We start from the raw sequence: 18765 nt of genomic DNA, 5'->3' as shown, positions 1-18765 counted from the left end.
TTCTAAAGAACTGGAAGTAAAGCACACCCATGCGACACGTGCAGGACAGCGCGCAATTAAACACGGTGCGATACTGATGCGATGGTCACCGCGACATTCCGCTTCTATGAGGAGCTGAACGATTTTCTCGCCCGGCCCCTGCGCCGGCGCACGTTCAGTTGCGCCTGCGCGCGCGGCGCGACCGCGAAACATATGATCGAAGTGCTCGGCGTGCCGCATACCGAGGTCGAACTGATTCTGGTGAACGGCGAGTCGGTCGGTTTCAATCATCCGCTCGCCGACGGCGATCGCATCGCCGTTTATCCAAAGTTTGAAGCGCTCGACATCCAGCCGCTATTGCGCGTACGCGAATATCCGCTGCGCGTGGTGCGCTTCATTGCTGATGCCCATCTTGGCGGTCTCGCCCCGCTGCTGCGGCTCGCGGGCTTCGACACGCTGTACGACAACCACTATCCCGACGCCGATATCGAAGCGCTTGCCGCAGCACAACAGCGCATCGTCCTGACGCGCGATCGGGAGCTATTGAAACGCCGCAGCATCACGCATGGCTGCTATGTACGCACGCTGCGGCCGCGTGAGCAATTGCGTGAAGTGTTTGAACGGCTCGATCTGGCCGGCAGTGCGCAGCCGTTCCGTTTGTGTCTGATGTGCAATGCGCCGTTGCGGCGTATCGCCAAAGATGAAGTCGGCGATCGGGCGCCAGATGGCGTGCTGGAACGGCATAACCAGTTCGTCACCTGCGATGTGTGCCGGCGCGTGTTCTGGGAAGGCACGCACTGGCAACGCATGCGGGCGCTGATAGACAGCGTGGCCGGCGCGCCGGAACCGCCCGATCTGAGCGCAGCTCAATGAGATCAGACGCTACAACGCCTGAGCACCGCGCCAACGCCGCTCGGGTGCGGATTCGGCGCCGCTCGCTCGGCGCGCGGCGCGATGCGTACAATGCGGGTTTACTTATCTGGCAGAGGCCTTCCGTATGGCGATGAAAAAGACCGACCTTGAAAAGAACAAGGCACTCAAGCTGAACAACGCAATGAAACTGTCGACGGCCGACCGCTTCGGCAAAGCCGCTGCCGCCGAACCGAAGCTCGACCGTCGCGAACAGCGCAAGCTCGATCAGGCGCAAGGCCTCGTCGCATTCGCCTGCAAGCTGAATGGCGATCTGGTCACAGAACTGAAAGAACGGGCCGCCACGCATCCGGAAGGCATGAGCGGGCTGCTGAACGAGGTCATCAAGCGCGGCCTCGCGGGCTAAACACCGCACGAAACCGCCGTCCAATGCAAAAAGGCCAGAGCAGAAGCTCTGGCCTTTTTGCTGGCGACATTTAACCGGAACTGCGCTGCACTCGCCGACAAGCGGCGCGCACAGGAGAACCGGCAGGGTTCGCCCGGTGAAACCAAGCGTGAGCTTAGTTTGCCGCGCCCTTGTCGTTCGTGCCGGCTGCCGAAGCTGCTGCCGAAACCGGAGCGCGCTTGCCGTGCGTCTTCAGCTTCTTGATGTGGTGCTTCTTCGGCGCGCTAGCTGCAGCGGCCGGCGCTGCTGCGTCCGATGCCTGTGCGAAAGCTTGAACGGAGACCAGCGCGATCGATGCGGCTGCGAGCGAGACGATGAATTTTTTCATGTGTTGTTCCCCAAACCTGGACGACTGAGTCAATGTGAATGAAATAGCAGAACGGTGAAGCTGACAAGGCTTAAGGCGCCTTACCGCTCCCCGCGGGAGAGTATTACGCAGCGTAGGCGGTTTGTCATGCGCAAAACTCGATATGTATTTTCCGCGAGACAGCTTGCTTTCGGTAAGCTTTCACTCATTAAGCATGCCGCATTAGGGAGATTACCTAGGCCTCCTTCTAGACTAGATTCCGCAGCAAACTGGCGGTTTCCTGAAGGGTCGCCAGCACCCGATGCAGCGCCGCATTCGCCGACTCCTGGCCCATCGGCATGCTCACGCTGATCGCCGCCACGACCGAGCCATGCCGGTCACGCAACGGCACCGCAACGCCGCGCATGCCCAACTCCAGTTGTTGATCGGTGACGACATAACCATCGCGGCGGATTTCACCCAGCACTTCGCGCAAGCGCTCCGTGGTCGAATACGTATGGGGCGTGAATACCTTGATCGGATAGGACGCCAACCATTGTTCGATACTTTCCGGCGGCTGGAAGGCCAGCAGGATCAAACCCGCCGAGGACAGCGGCGCACTCGCCCGCGAGCCGAGAACGAAGCCGACCGCCATCGCGCGATTGACGCCGTTGCGCGCAACGTAGACCACGTCGTGTTCGTCGAGAATCGCGACCAGCGCGGTTTCCTGCACCGTCGCGGTGATGCGCTGAAGAAACGGCTGCACGGTGCGCGGCAAACGCGCTGAATCCAGATACGACTGACCGAGCCGCAATACGCGCGGCGCGAGCCAGAACAGCTTGCCGTCGGTATCCACGTAGCCGAGTTCGCGCAGCGTCAGCAGATAGCGGCGCGCCGCCGTGCGCGAGAGCCCGGCGCGGGCGGCCACCATGGTCGGCGTCATGCGCGCATGCTCTTCGTCGAATGCTTCGATGATCGCCAGCGCCTTCGCGGCGCCAGCGATCCAGTCTTTCTCGTCCATTGCGTCTGCCTGAAAGTCGGCCTGCCCGGCGGATCAGTGATGTTTCGAGCCGTCTGGCCGTTGCGCGATTATCGCGCGACTCGCTCGCCATGCGGCCGGCTGAAAGCTCATTTGAAGTCCCAGCGCATCTGCTCGGCGATCCCCACTCCGCGCGAGGTCCGCACACATTCGCTCACGTAGTCTGTGAAGGGCAGCGGCTCGAAACCGATCTCGTCGCGCAGACGACGGTTGTCGAACGCGTAGTCCAGCTCCGCGAAACCGGCGTACAAACGCAGCGCGTGCTCGATCAGGCGGCCGCTGCCGCAACGGTCGCGGCCCACCACCTCGCGCGCGATCTTGCCGAAGTCGCGCACACGGCACATCGAATAGCGGCTGCCCGAGGTGCCGGTGGCTTCGTCCATGGCGCTGATGATCTGACCGATGGTTGGCGCCTCCGAGCCCGCCGACACGTGATACGTATCGAAAGCCAGCGACGGCTTCATCGCCAACAGCGCGAGTGCACGCGCGCAGTCGTCGGCGGACACGACGTCGATGCGGTTCATCGCCCGCGCCGTGAAGCGTCGCGCGCCGTGCACCACGCGAAACACCCAGAACAGGCTCGCCGACGGCAACGTGCCGAGCACCGTGTGGCCGACCACGCTCGACGGCCGCACCATCACCAACGGCAAACGTGGATACATGCTGCGCAACAGACGTTCGACTTCGCGTTTGCTTTGCGTGTACGGCACGAGATGGCGCGTCTCGCCATAGCCGAATGGAGATTCCTGCACGTTCGCACCGCATTGCGTGCCGCACGCCATCGCCGTGCTCACGTGCAGAAAGCGCCGCAGCGTTTTGCTGCCGACAAAACGCGACGCAAAGCGCAAGGTATCGTGCACATTTGTATCGAGTACTTGCGGATGCGTCGAGAACGACGCGAGCCCCGCACAGTTGATCACGTGCGATGCCTTGCCGAGCCGCGCCAGATCGATTTCCGAAAACGCGCTGCCGAGTTCGCCGACCATCACGTTCTTATCAGTGATTCGCTGAGCGCGAGCATGCGGCAGCCCGCAACGCACCGCCGAAGCGCGCAGCCGCGCGAGCGCGTCGGCCACGCTGACGCCGCGCACCAGACACACCATGCGCTCGATCAGGCCGGCGTTGATCAGGGTCACCAGCAAATTACCGCCGATAAAGCCGGTCGCACCGGTCAGCAGCACACTGTCGACGCCCATCGCCTGCGCGCGCGCCGACGATATCAGGCTGTCCTGCCAGGCGTTGGACAAAGGGGTTTGCCATGCAAACATCGCGAGCTCCTTGCGGGAACGTGAGATCGTCAAAGTGTCGATCCGGACAACCAGTCAACAACAGGCGCATCAGCCAGCGCATCAATACCGATACGTCAGCGCCGAGATCGCGAAGTAGTTGTTCTTCGACTGCACGATCGGGCTGTTCGCCGATGTACCCAACAGCCGCGTCACGCCGCCTTCGGTATGCACCGACCAGCGCGGCGAAAACATGTACGTCCACGCAGCCGACACCTTCGCGCTCTCGAATCCACCTTTCACCGCATACGGCTGAAAACGGCTCGCGGCCGCTTGCGCATCGGTGACTCCAAAGAAGGTCTGCGTGTAGCGGCCACTACCGGCATGCACGCTGCCTTTGATGCTGATTTCGTTGTCAACGCCTTGCAGCACCGGCACGGTCAGATCGACGTGCCCGCTCGTCCCGTGACTCGTGTTCGTCACCGGCTGGTCCAACGTGATGCTGATGGTCGACGGACCGAACAGATGCGCCCCGACCTGCACGGACAGCATCACCGAACCGGGAATCCGGCCCATGCCCTTCAGGTAGTCGGAGCCGGGCAAGTCGGCGCGATTGCGATCGGTGCGACCGAAGTCGTAGCTCAGCGCCGCCGAGGCGAACATGCCGTTAGCAAAGGTGCGCTTGTAGCCGAGGCCCTCCATCGGGCTCAGAAAGATGCCGTTGCTAAACTCGGCGGCAATGAGCGGCGCGACGAACGGACGGTAGTCGCGGCTGCCCTGATAGCGCGGCGCCACGCCGCCAGCGAGCGAAAACATGTAGAAATTCTCGGCGTAGACCGTCGACGAGCAGGTCAGGGCAAACAGCGGAACACACAGACAAGCGAAGCGTTTGCGCACGGTCAGGACTTTTTTTGGGACGGAAGCCGCAGTCTAGGGATGCTGCTTCGGCGCGTCTGTCCTGAAGTTGGGGGAATGTGTGCACAATTGTGTTCAAGTGTTCGCGAATGTCCGCTGCGTATCCCGCACGCGTGCGCGCGGATAGAATCGGCGCCTGATACAACGCCTTGTTAGAACAACCGAATTCGAAAAACCGCCTTTGAAACCTGACACACGCCAACACCTTCGCGCGAATTTGCTGATGCTGATCGCGGCGATGATCTGGGGCTCCGCATTCGTCGCACAACGCTTGAGCCTCGATGCGATCGGACCGTTCCTGTTTACCGGACTGCGTTTCCTGCTCGGCGCGCTGGTCGTGCTGACGATGATCGTCTGCGTGCGGCGCTCCGCACTAGCTGAGCTAACGAAGCGCGAACCCGGCGGCACACGTGAACTGCTCGGTGCCGGCGTACTGCTTGGCGTCGTGCTATCGGCATCGATTTCGTTGCAGCAGATCGGTTTGCAATACACGAAGGTCGCCAACGCCGGCTTCATCAGTTCGTTGTATGTGGTGCTCGTGCCGCTGCTGGGCGTGCTGTTTCGTCATCGGACGGGATTCGGCACGTGGCTCGGTGCGACGCTGGCGGCGATCGGCATGTACTTTCTGAGCGTCAACGAGCACTTCTCGATTCTGTACGGCGACTGGTATCAGCTGGCCGGCGCGCTGGTGATTTCCGTGCAGATGATGCTGGTCGGCCGCTTCGCGCTGCGACACGACACACTCATGCTGGCGCTCGTGCAGTTCGTGACTTGCGGGCTCGTGTGTCTGGCCATCGGTCTCGTGATCGAGCCGGTCAGTCTCACTGTGATCGAGCGCGCCGCGCCGACGATTCTGTACGGCGGTGCGCTGTCGGTGGGCGTCGCCTATACGATTCAAGTGGTGGCGCAAAAGTACGCGGCGCCGGCGCATGCTGCGGTGATCTTCAGTATGGAGGGTGTGTTCGCCGCGCTCGCGGGGTGGCTCGTGCTCGGCGAAACGCTGACGACGCGCGCGCTATTCGGATGCGCGCTGATGCTCGCGGGTTTGATCGTGTGTCAGGTGGGGCCAGCCTCGCGACGCGGAAGTGAACGTGATCGCTTGCCTCATGAAGCGTGAGGGCTTGGCCAGTCGCGCGAGTGACCGCCTCGGCCGCTAGGCAGCACGCGGCAGCGCGAAGAGTTTGGGTGTATCAGCAGTGGGCGGAAACACACACCAGCAGCCGTCGTCGTGTCGAAAGAAAAAGAGACCGCGCGATCCACCTTCCTGAGAAGTCTCGACCCGCACATAACGCCTGCCGCCCAGACGGGTGCGGCTGAATTCGGTCACGTGAACCGGCACCAAAGGCCCCGGCGCCAGCCATTTCTCGACCAGAAAACGTAGCGACTGTTCGCTTGCGGCTCTCATGATCCGCTCCGGGCCGGCTTGTCCTGGCTGGCCTCACGCGTGGCGTCGTTGCTTTCGTCGTTTTCGGCGCCTTCCTCATCATGCTCGGTGGATGCGAGAGATATGGCCCGATTAGTGGCCGCCGCCCGCAACGTCGTGCAGTGGCTGGCATGCCTGATGTCCGAGAGAAGACGGACTAATTGTCGTGCTGTTCTGCGTTTCATTGCACACCCCCGCACTGCACCAATAACCTCAGAAAACACTTTAACTCTATGCCTGGATAGGGCGTTGCTGAAATGATTTTGACTAAATAGCAACAGTTGCGCTTGCAAAAACATAGACGCAATCTTTGTACCTTCCAGCTTCAATGTGCGCGCGCGGGGAAGCGCGGTCTGTACGCTGGCGAGCGTATGACGTTGACGAAAAAACCGGGGCGCCACCCGGCAGCTGAGGCCCGGATCGGCAAGTTATCCACAATTGCCTATGAATAACTTCGGGAAAGCGCATCGGACAGCCTGTGTGCGAAATCTTGATAAGACGCGCCGCCGGGCAAGCCCTGTCAAAGTTATCCCAGCTTTGTAGTTTTTCTACCGTCGTGTTCCGCAGGGTTATGGGTTTCGCATGACGTTGATGTGACGGGGGATTTGATAGTTATCCACAGACGGGGTTAACCCTTGTTAACTATTACTACATATGTATACGTATGAAGTAAAAGACATAGGATAAGTAGCGCAGCGTGATGAGTTCAAAGGCTGATCAGCGCTTGATCAGCCGAAACCCGTTGCATCGGTATATGCATCAAGGCGCGATGCTCGGTCCGCTTGCAGGTTGCACGGCAGCTGCTTTGTCAATCGCATCAGGCAAGTCGGGAAGCGGCGCTGGAACTGTCGCTTCGACCGGCAACGGCAACAGGCGCGTTTCGATGCGATTGTTCACGACCGGCTGCGTGCGCACCACCGTTTGCAGATAGTGATCGACAAGGCCGAAGAAACGATCGTAAAACTTGCCCGACGGAATGGTCTCGCTTGAAATCTTGACCATCGCATCGCTGTTCGAGCGGATCGGCAGCGACAGCGAACCCAGCACGCTTAGTCCGACGCTCGCCGACGTATCGCTTTTCTTCAGCGCAAAGCCGTTTTGCACAGCATTGACGTAGACGATGCTCGTATCGCTCGCCTCTTCCCCCGGCGTACACACCACATGGAACTCGACGACGACGTGCGTATCACCGGTCGGCTGGAAATTTTTCGTTCCATCGACGGTATCGGTACGCGTCAGCGTCGTCAGATAGCCCTGACTCAGCAGTGCGCGACGTGCAGCCTCACAGGTATCCGTGACGCTCGAATTGAAATTTCGGGCGTAAGGGCTCGCGCCCGTTTCGAATAATTCCTGCTGGAATTTCGGTTGCGGGGCGCTGCTGCAAGCGGCAAGTGTCAGCAGGCCGAGAAGCGTGGCGGCAGTGGCTTTGGAAAACGAGGTGAACATGATCGATCGGAAGAGGCGCTGCGTGAGCTCGAATGGGAATGCATTGTAGAGCGGTTGCCAAGGTGTGCGTAAAAAGTGCGCAGCGCTGCGCCGCCTCACACAGCGTGACGGCTCAATTCCACGCCTTCAGGCGCGGGAGTATGACAACGAGGAGAATACGACGGAGCTGCCGCTCAGTGCAGCATGGCAGGCGATGCGCCAGGCAGCGCCACAGCGGCGTTGCCGGCCGGTATCGTAAAAGCGTCGGCCCAGTTGTCCGGCGTCGGGCAACGGTCGGCTTCGCACATGCTGGTTTGCGCGCCTGCGTGCGATGCGATGTTCTGCGCCCCGGCGACGTCGGCGAAATCTTCGACGCGCAAGCTTACCTTCTTCGCGTACGCCTGCGATCCGCCGTAACTCTTGAGCGCGGCGTTCATGTCGCCGTTGGCCGAACGCATGTAGCCGTACAGGATCGCCGAGCCTACCTCGATGTTGGTGGTCGGCTCGGTGAGGTCCTTGACGTTCCTCAACATCCCCCGATGGGCGCCCGGCACCACCTGCATCAGCCCGGTCGCGCCGTTGGCGCCCTTGGCCTTTTCCTTGAAGCGGGATTCGATCGAGATGATCGCCAGCAACAGTGCTGGCGGCAGTGAGTATTTCGAAGCAGCGGACTGAACCGCGTCCGAAATCTTTTGAGCCTTTTCCTTTGCCAGACCGAATTTCTGCGTCAGATACGCGGACATGCGGTCATTGTTTTCATCGGCCGTTGCGGTTTGCATCAGGCCGAGCGAAAGCACGATCAGGCAAAGTAACCGGCTCATAACGGAGGACGGAAAAGAAAGGGGATGTGCGCATTATAGCTCTGCCCCCAAAAGAGGCACCAAAAGGCCAAAATTCGTCTGAGGAAAGGTGGCTGGCTGGTGCGTCCGCAAGTGCTTTGCGAGCGCAGGTCGGGCCACCCAGTTGCGCAGCAGTGCACCCGGTGAAACTACAGCAGGCTGTGAACCGACGCGCTCATTGCGCGTAGCGGCGATGCAAGGCGGCGGCCACTTCCGCGAAACGGGCGCGCAATTCGGGCGGCGCCAGTACGTCGGCCTCAGCGCCGAAGCGCAGCAACTCCGCGCATGCCTGTCTTATCGAACCGACCGGCAACGTGACCGTGCACCAGCCGTCGGACGGATCCGGCTCGCCGATTTTCGCGGCTGAGCGTGCGAACGGCGACGTGAAGGCTTCGAGCATCTGCATGCCCCATGGTGACAGGCGCAGCGTTGCCTCGCTCGCATGCATCTCTTCGGACAGACGCTGCGTGCTGTCTTGCCAGTAAGCCGCCAGATCAAAGGCGGGTGGCCGCTCGAAAGTCTCGTCCAGCATGCTCAATTCGAGGATGCGCGAAATACGGTAGATGCGGATGTCCGCGCCGACCCTCCCGACCACGTACCACGCGCCGCTTTTCAGCACGATGCCGAGCGGTTCGATCCGCCGAAATTTTTCGGCCTTCCAGCTCTGATAGCGAATCTGCAGCGGACGCTGTTCCCACACCGCGCTCGCGATCAACGGCAGATTCGCGGGCTGGTCCGCGTCGGAAAACCATGCTGGAGCGTCGAGGTGAAAACGCGAGCGCATGCGCTCCGCGGTCGAACGCAATTCGACCGGCAGCGCGGCAAGCAACTTGGTTTGCGCGCCGGCCATGACGGCGCCGAGCCCAAGCGCCTGCACCGGCCCCGGCAAGCCGGCGAGGAACAATGCCTCTGCTTCCTGCGACGACAGACCGTTCAGACGCGTACGGTATCCGTCGAGCAGACGATAGCCGCCTTCCGCACCACGTTCGCTCTGGACGGGGACGCCCGCGGCGCTCAAGGCGTCGATGTCCCGATAGATCGTGCGCAGGGAGACCGCGCATTCGTCAGCGAGCGACTGCGCGGTCACGCGTCCGCGCGCTTGCAGGGTCATCAGGATGGAAAGGAGGCGGCTGGCTCTCATGCGGACAAGTGTAGTCATACCTGACACAAACTGACAGGTATGCGCGCTTAGGATGGGGACGCCCGGCGCCAGATGGACGCTGGCTTTTCCAACGAGACGCTCACTCAAAAGGCTCCCCCATGACCACCGACCGCACGATCACGCTGTTCCACTCGCCGCAATGCCGCTCCGTCAGCGCACTGACGCTGCTCGAGGAACTCGGCGCTCCGTATCAGCTGAAGGTGCTGAACATGAAGGCCGGCGAGCAGCGCAAGGCGCCGTATCTTGCGATCAATCCGCTCGGCAAAGTGCCGGCGATTCTTCACGGCGACGCGCTGATCACCGAACAGGTCGCCATCTTTATCTATCTGGCCGACCTGTTTCCCGAAGCGGGCCTCGCACCGGCGCTCAATGATCCGTCGCGCGGGCCGTATCTGCGCTGGCTGGTGTACTACGCGGCCTGCTACGAACCGGGGCTGGTCGACAAGGCGATGAAGCGAGAACCGGCGCCGCTCGCCACGTCGCCGTACGGCGATTTCGATTCAATGCTTGGGACCGTGACGAGCCAGTTGCAGGCGTCGCCTTATTTGCTCGGCGACAAGATGTCGGCCGCGGATATTTTGTGGGGCATCGCGCTGCATTGGGGGATGATGTTCAAGCTGGTGCCTGAGACGTCGGCCGTGCTCGAGTACACCCAGCGCGTCTGCTCGCGGCCGAGCTTCGTGAAGGTGAGCGAGCGGGATGCTGCGCTGGCGGCCGAGCATGAAGCGGCGGTCAAAGGGGCTTGATGTTGCGAGCGGGTTGCCGGGAATGCTGCGCGCGGCGATCAGCGGTGCTGGCGCCTGACCTGTTGGCCAGCTGAGCGGCCTGCTGATCCGGCATCCGGCTCGATGCGCCGGGATTTGAGACAATGAAGGCCTCCGGTGAATGTCTTCCCGGGACAACCGGGCGCGCCTTGACCTTTTCAGCAGGCGTCGGCCCATTGAACAAGAGATGTTTTCAGGTATGAGCAAGACCGTATTCATTCCCAGCGTCCCCGCGACGTCGGAGGAGGATTTCGAAGTGTCGGCGACGTCGAAACTCGCCGGCTACCGGCGTTTTTTCGGCGTGTTGAAAGTAGTTCGAACCACCGATGGCCGCGTGCTGTTCCCATTCGACGGCGCGCCGGAACTCGGACCTTACGCGACCAAGCTGGAAGCCGTCGCGGCGGCGCAGGTGTATGGCGAGCACATCGTGACCAGCGACCTGGCGCGTCCGGAGTTGTAAGCGCGGGCGCGTGGCAGGTGCGCTTTGGTCCCTTTGGCGGGTTGCTTGGGTTAGTTACTCGGGATCGTCAATTGAGGTGATCACTTCGGGAGCAACGGATGCTTCGTCTGCGCAAAATGGGCTCATCGGCCGCTGTTGTGGGAAGTGCCGCTTTGCTGATGGCCGCTTTCTGTCAATCCGGCTTCGCTCAGACGTCGGACGCCGATGCCGATGCCGGTCAGACCGCGCTAGGCAAAGCCGAGGTCGTTCACGCCCAGGTCCATGTCTTAGCGATCTATCCGGCCACCAACAGCGTCACGCTACGCGGTCCGCACGGCAATCTTGCGGATGTCGACGTCAACCCCCAGTTGGCCGACGTCAGGAAACTGCGGGTCGGCGACAAACTGAACGTTGCATACCAGCAGGCACTGTTGCTTCAAGTCGACAAGGTGACCACCAAAGGCGTGCGTGAACGCATCGAGACGACCGTGGCGATACCTGCCTCAGCGGGGTACGCATCGTCGGCGCATAGGGTGCAGGTTGTCGCGACGGTGATGAAGATCGATCGCAAAAGCCGGATGGTGACGCTGCGTGGGCCAAAGCATCAGCAAGTACTGAGGGCGGCGGAGAGTATTCCGCTCGATCAGTTGAAAGTCGGGGACAGTGTGCGCGCGGAGTTTGTGTCGGCGGCTGCGGTGGAGGTGGTGAGGAAGTGAGGTGAGCTGTTGAGGCAAAAAACCGGCCGCCTTCGGGCGACCGGTTTTTCTGGCGTGAGGCTAGACTTTCACCCTCACTCCACCGTCACCGACTTCGCCAGGTTTCGCGGCTTATCCACATCCGTGCCTCGCGCACAAGCCGTGTGATACGCCAGCAACTGCAGCGGCACCACATGCAGGATCGGTGACAGCAAGCCATAGTGCTCCGGCATCCGGATCACATGCAGGCCTTCGTCATTGACGATTTTCGTATCCGCATCCGCGAACACATAAAGCTCACCGCCTCGCGCACGCACTTCCTGGATATTCGACTTCAGCTTCTCCAGCAGCGCGTCATTCGGCGCCACCGTCACCACCGGCATCGCCTCAGTCACGAGCGCCAGCGGCCCATGCTTCAACTCGCCGGCCGGATACGCTTCCGCGTGGATATAGGAAATCTCCTTGAGCTTCAACGCGCCCTCGAGCGCGATCGGGTAATGCAGCCCGCGCCCGAGGAACAACGCATGCTCCTTGCGCGAAAACTCTTCCGACCACGCGATGATCTGCGGCTCCAGCGCCAGCACGCTATTCAACGCCGCAGGCAAGTGGCGCAACTGCTTCAGATACACGGCTTCCTGTTCCGCACTCACCTGCCCACGCAGCTTCCCAAGCGTCGCGGCGAGCACGAACAGCGCGACCAGTTGCGTCGTGAATGCCTTGGTCGACGCCACACCGATCTCGCGACCCGCATGGGTGAGGAACGACAATTCCGTCTGGCGCACCATCGCGCTTGTGCCGACATTGCACACCGCCAGCGTATGTTTATGGCCCAACGACTGCGCATGTTTGAGCGCCGCCAGCGTATCGGCCGTTTCGCCCGACTGCGAGATCACCACCACCAACGACTTCGGATTCGGCACCGACTCGCGATAGCGATACTCGCTGGCAATTTCCACCTGGGTCGGGATCTTCGCGACCGACTCGAGCCAGTACTTCGCGGTCAGTCCCGAGTAGTAGCTCGTGCCGCACGCGAGAATCAGCAGGTTGTCGATGTCGGCGAACACCTTGCCGGCGCCCTCGCCGAATAGCGCCGCGTCGAACGAATCGCCTTGCGGGATCGTGTCCGTAATCGCACGCGGCTGCTCGAAAATTTCCTTCTGCATGAAGTGGCGATACGGGCCGAGCTCGACCGCGCCGCCATACGCCGCGACCTGACGCACTTCGCGCTGCGCATCGTAGCCGTCACGATCGGTGATACGTACGCCCTCGAGCGACAGTTCGCAGACGTCGCCTTCCTCGAGGAAGATGAAACGTTCGGTGCTGCCGGCAAGCGCCAGCGCATCTGACGCGAGGAAGTTCTCGCCGTTGCCGAGCCCCACTACCAACGGCGAACCCTGCCGCGCGCCGACCACCGTATGCGGCTGATCCTTATGCAGCACCGCGATCGCGTAGGCGCCGTGCAATTGCCCAACCGCTTCGCGCACCGCGGCAAACAGATCGCCGCGATACAGGCTATGAATCAGGTGAGCGATAACCTCCGTGTCGGTCTGCGAGACAAACACATAACCCTTACCCCGCAGCATTTCACGCAGCGACTCGTAGTTCTCGATGATGCCGTTGTGTACCAACGCGAGGGCGTCTTTCGAGAAGATCGGGTGGGCGTTGTCGGTCACCGGCGCGCCGTGTGTCGCCCAGCGCGTATGCGCGATACCCGTGATGCCTTCGAGGTGGCTCTCCTTCACCTGCTCGTCCAGATCCGCCACGCGCGCGACACTACGCGCACGACGCGGCCCGTCATTACCGAGTACCGCCACGCCGCACGAATCGTAGCCGCGATACTCGAGACGACGCAGCCCTTCGATCAGGACGGGAACGATGTTAAGTTGCGCAACCGCGCCGACAATGCCACACATGGCTTATTCCTTTTCAGTGCTGGGTTTCAGGGAGCGCGCTTCACGTGCGCGTCACGCCCATCAACCTTTCTTCTTGGTCGGGCGTACATAGCCCGACTTGCTTGTTTGAGTCTTATCGTTCAGGACCAGCATGTCTTCTTCGACATCCTTCCAGACCGTGGTGCCCGCGGCGATCGTCACGCCGCGCTTGACGCGCACGGGCGCAACGAGTTGCGTGTCCGAACCGACAAACACGTCGTCTTCAATGACCGTACGGAATTTGTTCGCGCCGTCGTAGTTACAGGTGATGGTACCCGCGCCGATATTCACGCGCGCCCCGACATCCGCATCGCCGATATACGTCAGATGGTTCGCCTTCGAGCCATGACCGAGCACCGAGTTCTTCACCTCGACGAAGTTGCCGACGTGCGACTCGTCCTGCAACGACGTGCCCGGACGTAGCCGCGCATAAGGGCCGAGCACGACGTTTGCACCGACTTCAGCGCCTTCGATATGCGTGAACGCATCGACGCGCGTTCCGGCGCCGATCGTCGCATTGCGGATCACGCAGTTCGGCCCGACCGTCACGTTGTCAGCCAACGTGACGCGGCCTTCGAACACGCAGTTCACGTCGATCGAGACGTCGCGGCCGCATTCGAGCGTGCCGCGCACGTCGATTCGAGCCGGATCGGCAAGCGTTACGCCGGCCACCAACAAGGTCTCGGCGACATTGTGCTGATGAATCCGTTCGAGTTCGGCAAGCTGCTGCTTGCTATTCACGCCGAGCGTTTCCCACTCTTCGTCAGGCTGCGTGGTGACGACTTCGAGTCCGGCTTCGATCGCCATCTCGACCGCGTCGGTCAGATAAAACTCGCCTTGCGCGTTGTCGTTCTTCAACGCAGCGAGCCAGCCGCCAAGACGCTCGGTCGGCGCGACGATGATGCCGGTGTTGATCTCGGCGATCTTGAGCTGCTCGGGCGTGGCGTCTTTCTGTTCGACGATGCGCGACACCTTGCCGTGCTGATCGCGCACGATGCGCCCGTAACCGCTGGGGTCGTCAAGCGTGACGGTGAGAACGCCGTAGCCGCCTCGGCCCGCGCGATCGGTCAGCGTCTGCAGCGTGCTGGCGCGCGTAAGCGGCACATCGCCGTACAGCACAAGCGTAGGTTCGGACGGATCGAGCAGCGGCAGCGCCTGTTGCACCGCGTGGCCCGTGCCGAGTTGCTGCTCCTGCGCGGCGAACTGGACGTCCGGCGCGGCTACCGCCTGGCGCACGGCTTCGGCGCCATGACCGACCACCACGACCAGACGCGTGGGCTTGAGCGCACGAGCAGTGTCGATGACATGAGCGAGGAGCGGCCGGCCGGCCAGGGGATGGAGCACCTTGGGAAGCGCGGACCGCATGCGCTTACCGGTGCCTGCCGCCAAAATCACGATGTTCATGGCGTCGGCAATCAGACAAGTTTGGAGCCGACGATTCTATCATGCAGGCCATAACGAATAAGGCCGCTCACGCGGCCTTATTACCTTGCTGAAACTCCCGGAAACCTTTGATTTCAGGGCACTTCACGGCCTGATTACATATCGTCGAACTGAACGATCGAGATCGGCTTCGATCCGTTGAAGGTTGCGCCGTCACCGGAATCGGTCGAACACGGCTCTTCGTCGAAGGCGATATCGCCTTGCGGATCGGCCTCGCCGCTTGCACGCAGGCCGGCGAACGGGAACAGCTTGTGATCCATCAGATGCGACGGCACGATGTTCGACAACGCGTTGAACATGTTCTCGATGCGGCCCGGGAAGCGCTTCTCCCAATCGCGGATCAGCGCCTTCATTTCCGTGCGTTTCAGGTTCGGCTGGCTGCCGCACAGGTTGCACGGAATGATCGGAAATTCGCGCAGCTCCGCGTACTTTTCCAGATCGGTTTCCTTCACGTAGGCGAGCGGACGGATCACGATATTCTTGCCGTCGTCCGATTGCAGCTTGGGCGGCATGCCCTTCAGCTTGCCGCCGTAGAACATGTTCAGCAACAGCGTTTGAAGAATGTCGTCGCGATGATGGCCGAGCGCGATCTTGGTCGCGCCGAGCTCGCCTGCCACGCGATACAGAATGCCGCGACGCAGCCGCGAGCACAGCGAGCAGGTGGTCTTGCCTTCCGGCACCAGCCGCTTGACGATGCTGTAGGTGTCCTGGTTCTCGATGTGAAACGGAATGTCGAGTTGCTTCAGGTATTCGGGCAGCACATGCTCCGGGAAGCCCGGCTGCTTCTGGTCGAGATTCACCGCGACGATGTCGAAGTTGATCGGCGCGCGTTCGCGCAGCCGCATCAGGATTTCGAGCATCGCGTAGCTGTCCTTGCCGCCCGACAGGCACGCCATCACCTTGTCGCCTTCCTCGATCATGTTGAAGTCGCCGATCGCCTCACCGACCTGGCGCGCGAGCCGCTTGAACAGCTTGTTGTTCTCGTAGGCTTCTTTCTGCTCGCGGCGCGTGAGCGGCGCTTTTACCGCCGAGGCCTGCGCAGCTTGTGCGGCCCCTGGGGCCGCGGTGTCGTTCAGGATTTCCTGAGCATTCATGGCTCAATCCTCTTTGATACGGAAGACTTCGACGCCCACGGCGTCGCAGTCGGGATAAACGTCCGGCTTTTCGGTCGACACGCACACGGCGCGCACCTGCGGATGATCGAGGAGCGCCTTGACGAGGTCATCGCAGAGGGTTTCCTGCAGGTGGATATGACCTTGATCGACGCGGCGCGCGATGGTCGAGCGCATGAAGTCGTAGTCGACCACTTCGTTCAATTTGTCCTGAACCGGCGTGGACAGCGCGAGCGGCACGAACAGTTCGACGTTAATCACGACGCGCTGTTCGCCGCGCTTTTCGAAGTCGTGCACGCCGATGTTGATGTGCACTTCGTAATTGCGCAGAAAGAGCCGGCGGCAATCGGCGAGCCGGGGATGCGAAAGAGCGGCAAACATGTTCGTTCCAGTCGAAAAAAGAGTGCGGAGCACTCAAGTGGGCGCTTCAGGCGCCCGTCAAAAACATAACGTCGCGCGGCAGCGGCACGAGGTGCTGCCCGCCGTCGACCACCAGCGTCGTTCCGGTGACGCCCGCTGCATCGGCGAGATACAACGCGGCGGCGACAATATCCTCCGGCCGCGACGCGCGGCCCAAAGGTGTGGCACGGTGAGCTTCTTCAAAACCGGCCGGCGTTTGATCGCCGGATTGCATCGTCAGACCAGGGGCAAGCCCGACCACGCGCACTTTCGGCGCCAAGGCTTGCGCCAGCGCGACCGTCGCTGTCTGCAACGCTGCCTTCGACAGCGTGTAGGACAGGTAGTCCGGGTTCATGTTGTACAGCTTCTGGTCCAGCACATTGATGACCACGCCGCGCTGGCTTTCATCGGTGCGCGCGGCTTCCGGCGTGGCCTCGAACAGCATACGCGCCAGCACGAGCGGCGCACCGAGATTCATCGCGGTCAGCTTCAGCAGCAGGTCGTAACCGACGTTCTGCGCCGTGTCTTCCTCAAAGCGCGAGGCGTTGTTGACAATACACGACGGGCGACCCAGCGCGGCCATACAGGCGGGCAGAAGCTGCTCGACCTGGCCCTCGTCGCCCAATTCAGCGTGCAAAGCCACCGCCCGGCGGCCCATGGCGACGATTTCCGCGACTACTTCGTCAGCCTCCCCGCGCGACGCGCCGTAATGGACCGCCACGTCCCAGCCACGCGCGGCGAAGCCAAGCGCGAGCGAGCGCCCGATGCGGCGGGCGGCGCCGGTAATCAGCACGATGCGCGGCGTTTCAGGCGCGCGGGCGGCGGCGTTGTCCATAGAGGCGGTCATTTACAATGCGGGGATGAATCCGAAAGCTCACCAACCCGATAGTTTACCTGCTCCCGGCCCGAGCGCGCTTGCGCAGTCCGAAGCGCTGGTCGCACAGGTCCGCGCGGAGCTCGAAGCAGCCGGCGGCTGGCTGCCATTCGACCGCTACATGGAGCGCGCGCTTTACGCGCCGGGACTCGGCTATTACAGCGGCGGCGCCCGCAAATTCGGCCTGCGCGGTGACGACGGCAGCGACTTCGTCACCGCGCCGGAAATGTCGCCTCTCTTCGCCGCGACGCTGGCGCGCCCGCTCGCCGAGGCCCTGGAGGCGAGCGGCACGCGCGATCTGATGGAATTCGGCGCCGGCACGGGCAAACTCGCCGCCGGCTTGCTGAATGCGCTCGACGCGCTGGGCGTCGAATTCGACAGCTACTCGATCGTGGATTTGTCCGGTGAATTGCGCGAACGCCAACGCGAGACGATCGAAGCCGCGGCACCGGCGCTGGCCGCGAAAGTGCGCTGGCTGGACGCATTGCCGGAGCAATTCGAAGGCGTGGTGATCGGCAATGAGGTATTGGACGCGATGCCGGTGCGGCTGTTCGCATTTACCGACGGCGCCTGGCATGAACGCGGCGTGACGTGGCGCGACGAGGCCTTTGCGTTCGACGACCGGTTGGTATCGGAGGCTGCGGACATTGCGCTTCTGGCTGAGATTGAGACTGCCGGCGACGACTACGTGACCGAAACGCACGACGCCGCCCGGGCATTCACGCGGACCATTTGCACGATGCTTGCGCGTGGCGCGGCGTTCTTCATCGATTATGGTTTTCCGCGCCACGAGTACTACCATGAGCAGCGTGCGCAGGGCACGTTGATGTGCCATTACCGGCACCGGGCGCATGGTGATCCGTTTGTTTATCCGGGATTGCAGGACATTACCGCGCACGTGGAATTTACCGGCATTGCCGAAGCCGGTGTCGAGGCTGGCGCCGATTTGTTGGGCTTCACTTCGCAAGCGCGGTTCTTGTTGAACGCGGGGATTACCGAGACGTTATCGGCGCTCGATCCTTCGGACACGGCGAAGTTTTTGCCGGCGGCGAATGCGGTCCAGAAGTTGTTGTCCGAGGCGGAGATGGGTGAGCTGTTCAAGGTGATCGCGTTTTCGCGCGGGCTGGATGACACGCTGCAGGCGTTTTCGAGCGGCGACCGGTCACATACGTTGTGATTTTTTGCCTTAGGGGTTGGCGATGATCCGCTGGCTGTTGACTACGTTTGTTGCGGTGGCGGTGTTGTCGGCCTGCTGGCCGTGGCTCAAGAAGGTTGGGATTGGGCGGATGCCTGGGGATGTCACTTTGCGCCTCTTCGGGCGGGAGTATCCGTTTCCGTTTATGTCGACGCTTGTTCTTTCGATGGTTTTGTCGCTGATCGCGAGGGTGTTGTAGCCTTCGCGGCGCTTTTTGTCTGTGTTCTTAGGGCGTTGGCCTTTCCTTGATCTGGCTTTGGTGCCTTTCCTTGAATTGTTAGTGGTCTATTAGCGTTGCCCCTGT

21 protein-coding genes are annotated in these 18765 nt (G+C 61.7%); 8 read left to right on the top strand and 13 right to left on the bottom strand.

Annotation, left to right across the window (positions count from 1 at the left end; translation table 11 throughout):
* The first annotated feature begins 81 nt into the window (after positions 1-81).
* Both M0D68_RS35160 and M0D68_RS35155 read left to right on the top strand, forming a co-directional pair.
* Positions 82-852 carry a Mut7-C RNAse domain-containing protein gene (locus M0D68_RS35160; RefSeq protein ID WP_266226759.1) on the top strand — a complete coding sequence of 257 codons (771 nt, stop codon included), beginning with the start codon at positions 82-84 and terminating at the stop codon, positions 850-852.
* Between the two features lie 124 nt (positions 853-976).
* Positions 977-1255 carry a hypothetical protein gene (locus M0D68_RS35155; RefSeq protein WP_091798267.1) on the top strand — a complete coding sequence of 93 codons (279 nt, stop codon included), beginning with the start codon at positions 977-979 and terminating at the stop codon, positions 1253-1255.
* A gap of 154 nt (positions 1256-1409) precedes the next feature.
* On the opposite strand, the gene M0D68_RS35150 is transcribed toward M0D68_RS35155, so the two are convergent.
* The 4 genes from M0D68_RS35150 to M0D68_RS35135 form a co-directional block, all read right to left on the bottom strand.
* A complete protein-coding gene (locus tag M0D68_RS35150) occupies positions 1410-1622 on the bottom strand; it encodes a hypothetical protein (RefSeq protein WP_054040885.1) in 213 nt (70 codons plus the stop codon).
* A 226-nt stretch (positions 1623-1848) separates the two neighbouring features.
* On the bottom strand, positions 1849-2601 hold the full coding sequence (locus tag M0D68_RS35145) for an IclR family transcriptional regulator C-terminal domain-containing protein (RefSeq protein WP_266226758.1): 753 nt from the start codon (positions 2599-2601) through the stop codon (positions 1849-1851).
* Between the two features lie 107 nt (positions 2602-2708).
* Positions 2709-3887: an SDR family oxidoreductase gene (locus tag M0D68_RS35140; RefSeq protein WP_266226757.1), complete on the bottom strand. Its 1179-nt coding sequence runs from the start codon at positions 3885-3887 to the stop codon at positions 2709-2711.
* A gap of 81 nt (positions 3888-3968) precedes the next feature.
* Entirely contained in the window at positions 3969-4661 is a 693-nt protein-coding gene (locus M0D68_RS35135; RefSeq protein WP_266226756.1) for a MipA/OmpV family protein, read from the bottom strand.
* 280 nt (positions 4662-4941) lie between these two features.
* Between M0D68_RS35135 and M0D68_RS35130 the strand changes: the two genes are divergently transcribed.
* A complete protein-coding gene (locus M0D68_RS35130; RefSeq protein WP_266226755.1) occupies positions 4942-5877 on the top strand; it encodes a DMT family transporter in 936 nt (311 codons plus the stop codon).
* 36 nt (positions 5878-5913) lie between these two features.
* Here M0D68_RS35130 and M0D68_RS35125 read toward each other — a convergent pair whose 3' ends face one another.
* The 4 genes from M0D68_RS35125 to M0D68_RS35110 all read right to left on the bottom strand — a co-directional run bounded on the left by M0D68_RS35125 (position 5914) and on the right by M0D68_RS35110 (position 9606).
* Complete coding sequence (locus tag M0D68_RS35125; RefSeq protein ID WP_093641038.1) at positions 5914-6165, bottom strand: hypothetical protein; 252 nt, start codon at positions 6163-6165, stop codon at positions 5914-5916.
* Positions 6166-6942: 777 nt separating this feature from the next.
* Positions 6943-7629 (bottom strand): DUF2242 domain-containing protein, encoded by a 687-nt coding sequence (locus M0D68_RS35120; RefSeq protein ID WP_093641035.1) that lies wholly within the window; start codon positions 7627-7629, stop codon positions 6943-6945.
* Between the two features lie 173 nt (positions 7630-7802).
* Positions 7803-8429 carry a lytic transglycosylase domain-containing protein gene (locus tag M0D68_RS35115; protein ID WP_093641032.1) on the bottom strand — a complete coding sequence of 209 codons (627 nt, stop codon included), beginning with the start codon at positions 8427-8429 and terminating at the stop codon, positions 7803-7805.
* A gap of 193 nt (positions 8430-8622) precedes the next feature.
* On the bottom strand, positions 8623-9606 hold the full coding sequence (locus M0D68_RS35110; protein WP_266212714.1) for a YafY family protein: 984 nt from the start codon (positions 9604-9606) through the stop codon (positions 8623-8625).
* Between the two features lie 101 nt (positions 9607-9707).
* Between M0D68_RS35110 and M0D68_RS35105 the strand changes: the two genes are divergently transcribed.
* The 3 genes from M0D68_RS35105 to M0D68_RS35095 all read left to right on the top strand — a co-directional run bounded on the left by M0D68_RS35105 (position 9708) and on the right by M0D68_RS35095 (position 11528).
* The gene (locus M0D68_RS35105; protein WP_211706184.1) at positions 9708-10355 is read left to right on the top strand and encodes a glutathione S-transferase family protein; all 648 of its coding nucleotides are present in this window, start codon (positions 9708-9710) and stop codon (positions 10353-10355) included.
* A gap of 217 nt (positions 10356-10572) precedes the next feature.
* Complete coding sequence (locus tag M0D68_RS35100; RefSeq protein WP_093641155.1) at positions 10573-10833, top strand: DUF6723 family protein; 261 nt, start codon at positions 10573-10575, stop codon at positions 10831-10833.
* Between the two features lie 98 nt (positions 10834-10931).
* Complete coding sequence (locus M0D68_RS35095; protein WP_266212715.1) at positions 10932-11528, top strand: hypothetical protein; 597 nt, start codon at positions 10932-10934, stop codon at positions 11526-11528.
* A gap of 74 nt (positions 11529-11602) precedes the next feature.
* Here the strand turns inward: M0D68_RS35095 and glmS are convergent, their stop codons facing one another.
* The 5 genes from glmS to M0D68_RS35070 form a co-directional block, all read right to left on the bottom strand.
* A complete protein-coding gene (gene glmS, locus M0D68_RS35090; RefSeq protein WP_266212716.1) occupies positions 11603-13420 on the bottom strand; it encodes a glutamine--fructose-6-phosphate transaminase (isomerizing) in 1818 nt (605 codons plus the stop codon).
* Between the two features lie 60 nt (positions 13421-13480).
* A complete protein-coding gene (glmU, locus tag M0D68_RS35085; protein WP_256455921.1) occupies positions 13481-14842 on the bottom strand; it encodes a bifunctional UDP-N-acetylglucosamine diphosphorylase/glucosamine-1-phosphate N-acetyltransferase GlmU in 1362 nt (453 codons plus the stop codon).
* A 134-nt stretch (positions 14843-14976) separates the two neighbouring features.
* Positions 14977-15975, bottom strand: coding sequence for a tRNA 2-thiocytidine(32) synthetase TtcA (gene ttcA, locus M0D68_RS35080; protein ID WP_266212717.1), 999 nt, complete (start codon positions 15973-15975; stop codon positions 14977-14979).
* A 3-nt stretch (positions 15976-15978) separates the two neighbouring features.
* Entirely contained in the window at positions 15979-16374 is a 396-nt protein-coding gene (locus tag M0D68_RS35075; protein WP_093641011.1) for a dihydroneopterin aldolase, read from the bottom strand.
* Positions 16375-16420: 46 nt separating this feature from the next.
* Positions 16421-17239 carry an SDR family oxidoreductase gene (locus tag M0D68_RS35070; RefSeq protein WP_211703910.1) on the bottom strand — a complete coding sequence of 273 codons (819 nt, stop codon included), beginning with the start codon at positions 17237-17239 and terminating at the stop codon, positions 16421-16423.
* Positions 17240-17252: 13 nt separating this feature from the next.
* On the opposite strand from M0D68_RS35070, the gene M0D68_RS35065 reads away from it, so the two are divergent.
* Positions 17253-18443 (top strand): class I SAM-dependent methyltransferase, encoded by a 1191-nt coding sequence (locus M0D68_RS35065; protein ID WP_266212719.1) that lies wholly within the window; start codon positions 17253-17255, stop codon positions 18441-18443.
* A gap of 22 nt (positions 18444-18465) precedes the next feature.
* Positions 18466-18660, top strand: coding sequence for a DUF2905 domain-containing protein (locus tag M0D68_RS35060; protein ID WP_256455917.1), 195 nt, complete (start codon positions 18466-18468; stop codon positions 18658-18660).
* The last annotated feature ends 105 nt before the right edge of the window (positions 18661-18765 follow it).

Source organism: Paraburkholderia sp. SEWSISQ10-3 4, assembly GCF_030464785.1.
GTDB classification, from domain to species: Bacteria; Pseudomonadota; Gammaproteobacteria; order Burkholderiales; family Burkholderiaceae; genus Paraburkholderia; species Paraburkholderia aspalathi.
Note: the sequence above shows the minus strand (reverse complement) of the source record. Positions and strands in the feature narration are given on the sequence as shown.

Excerpts from the sequence above, each read along its gene's own strand:
- M0D68_RS35160 (WP_266226759.1), top strand. The coding sequence starts at position 82 with ATGGTCACCGCGACATTCCGCTTCTATGAGGAGCTGAACGATTTTCTC.
- M0D68_RS35155 (WP_091798267.1), top strand. The coding sequence starts at position 977 with ATGGCGATGAAAAAGACCGACCTTGAAAAGAACAAGGCACTCAAGCTG.
- M0D68_RS35150 (WP_054040885.1), bottom strand. The coding sequence starts at position 1,622 with ATGAAAAAATTCATCGTCTCGCTCGCAGCCGCATCGATCGCGCTGGTC.
- M0D68_RS35145 (WP_266226758.1), bottom strand. The coding sequence starts at position 2,601 with ATGGACGAGAAAGACTGGATCGCTGGCGCCGCGAAGGCGCTGGCGATC.
- M0D68_RS35140 (WP_266226757.1), bottom strand. The coding sequence starts at position 3,887 with ATGTTTGCATGGCAAACCCCTTTGTCCAACGCCTGGCAGGACAGCCTG.
- M0D68_RS35135 (WP_266226756.1), bottom strand. The coding sequence starts at position 4,661 with ATGTTTTCGCTCGCTGGCGGCGTGGCGCCGCGCTATCAGGGCAGCCGC.
- M0D68_RS35125 (WP_093641038.1), bottom strand. The coding sequence starts at position 6,165 with ATGAGAGCCGCAAGCGAACAGTCGCTACGTTTTCTGGTCGAGAAATGG.
- M0D68_RS35120 (WP_093641035.1), bottom strand. The coding sequence starts at position 7,629 with ATGTTCACCTCGTTTTCCAAAGCCACTGCCGCCACGCTTCTCGGCCTG.
- M0D68_RS35115 (WP_093641032.1), bottom strand. The coding sequence starts at position 8,429 with ATGAGCCGGTTACTTTGCCTGATCGTGCTTTCGCTCGGCCTGATGCAA.
- M0D68_RS35110 (WP_266212714.1), bottom strand. The coding sequence starts at position 9,606 with ATGACTACACTTGTCCGCATGAGAGCCAGCCGCCTCCTTTCCATCCTG.
- M0D68_RS35105 (WP_211706184.1), top strand. The coding sequence starts at position 9,708 with ATGACCACCGACCGCACGATCACGCTGTTCCACTCGCCGCAATGCCGC.
- M0D68_RS35100 (WP_093641155.1), top strand. The coding sequence starts at position 10,573 with ATGAGCAAGACCGTATTCATTCCCAGCGTCCCCGCGACGTCGGAGGAG.
- M0D68_RS35095 (WP_266212715.1), top strand. The coding sequence starts at position 10,932 with ATGCTTCGTCTGCGCAAAATGGGCTCATCGGCCGCTGTTGTGGGAAGT.
- glmS (WP_266212716.1), bottom strand. The coding sequence starts at position 13,420 with ATGTGTGGCATTGTCGGCGCGGTTGCGCAACTTAACATCGTTCCCGTC.
- glmU (WP_256455921.1), bottom strand. The coding sequence starts at position 14,842 with ATGAACATCGTGATTTTGGCGGCAGGCACCGGTAAGCGCATGCGGTCC.
- ttcA (WP_266212717.1), bottom strand. The coding sequence starts at position 15,975 with ATGAATGCTCAGGAAATCCTGAACGACACCGCGGCCCCAGGGGCCGCA.
- M0D68_RS35075 (WP_093641011.1), bottom strand. The coding sequence starts at position 16,374 with ATGTTTGCCGCTCTTTCGCATCCCCGGCTCGCCGATTGCCGCCGGCTC.
- M0D68_RS35070 (WP_211703910.1), bottom strand. The coding sequence starts at position 17,239 with ATGACCGCCTCTATGGACAACGCCGCCGCCCGCGCGCCTGAAACGCCG.
- M0D68_RS35065 (WP_266212719.1), top strand. The coding sequence starts at position 17,253 with ATGAATCCGAAAGCTCACCAACCCGATAGTTTACCTGCTCCCGGCCCG.
- M0D68_RS35060 (WP_256455917.1), top strand. The coding sequence starts at position 18,466 with ATGATCCGCTGGCTGTTGACTACGTTTGTTGCGGTGGCGGTGTTGTCG.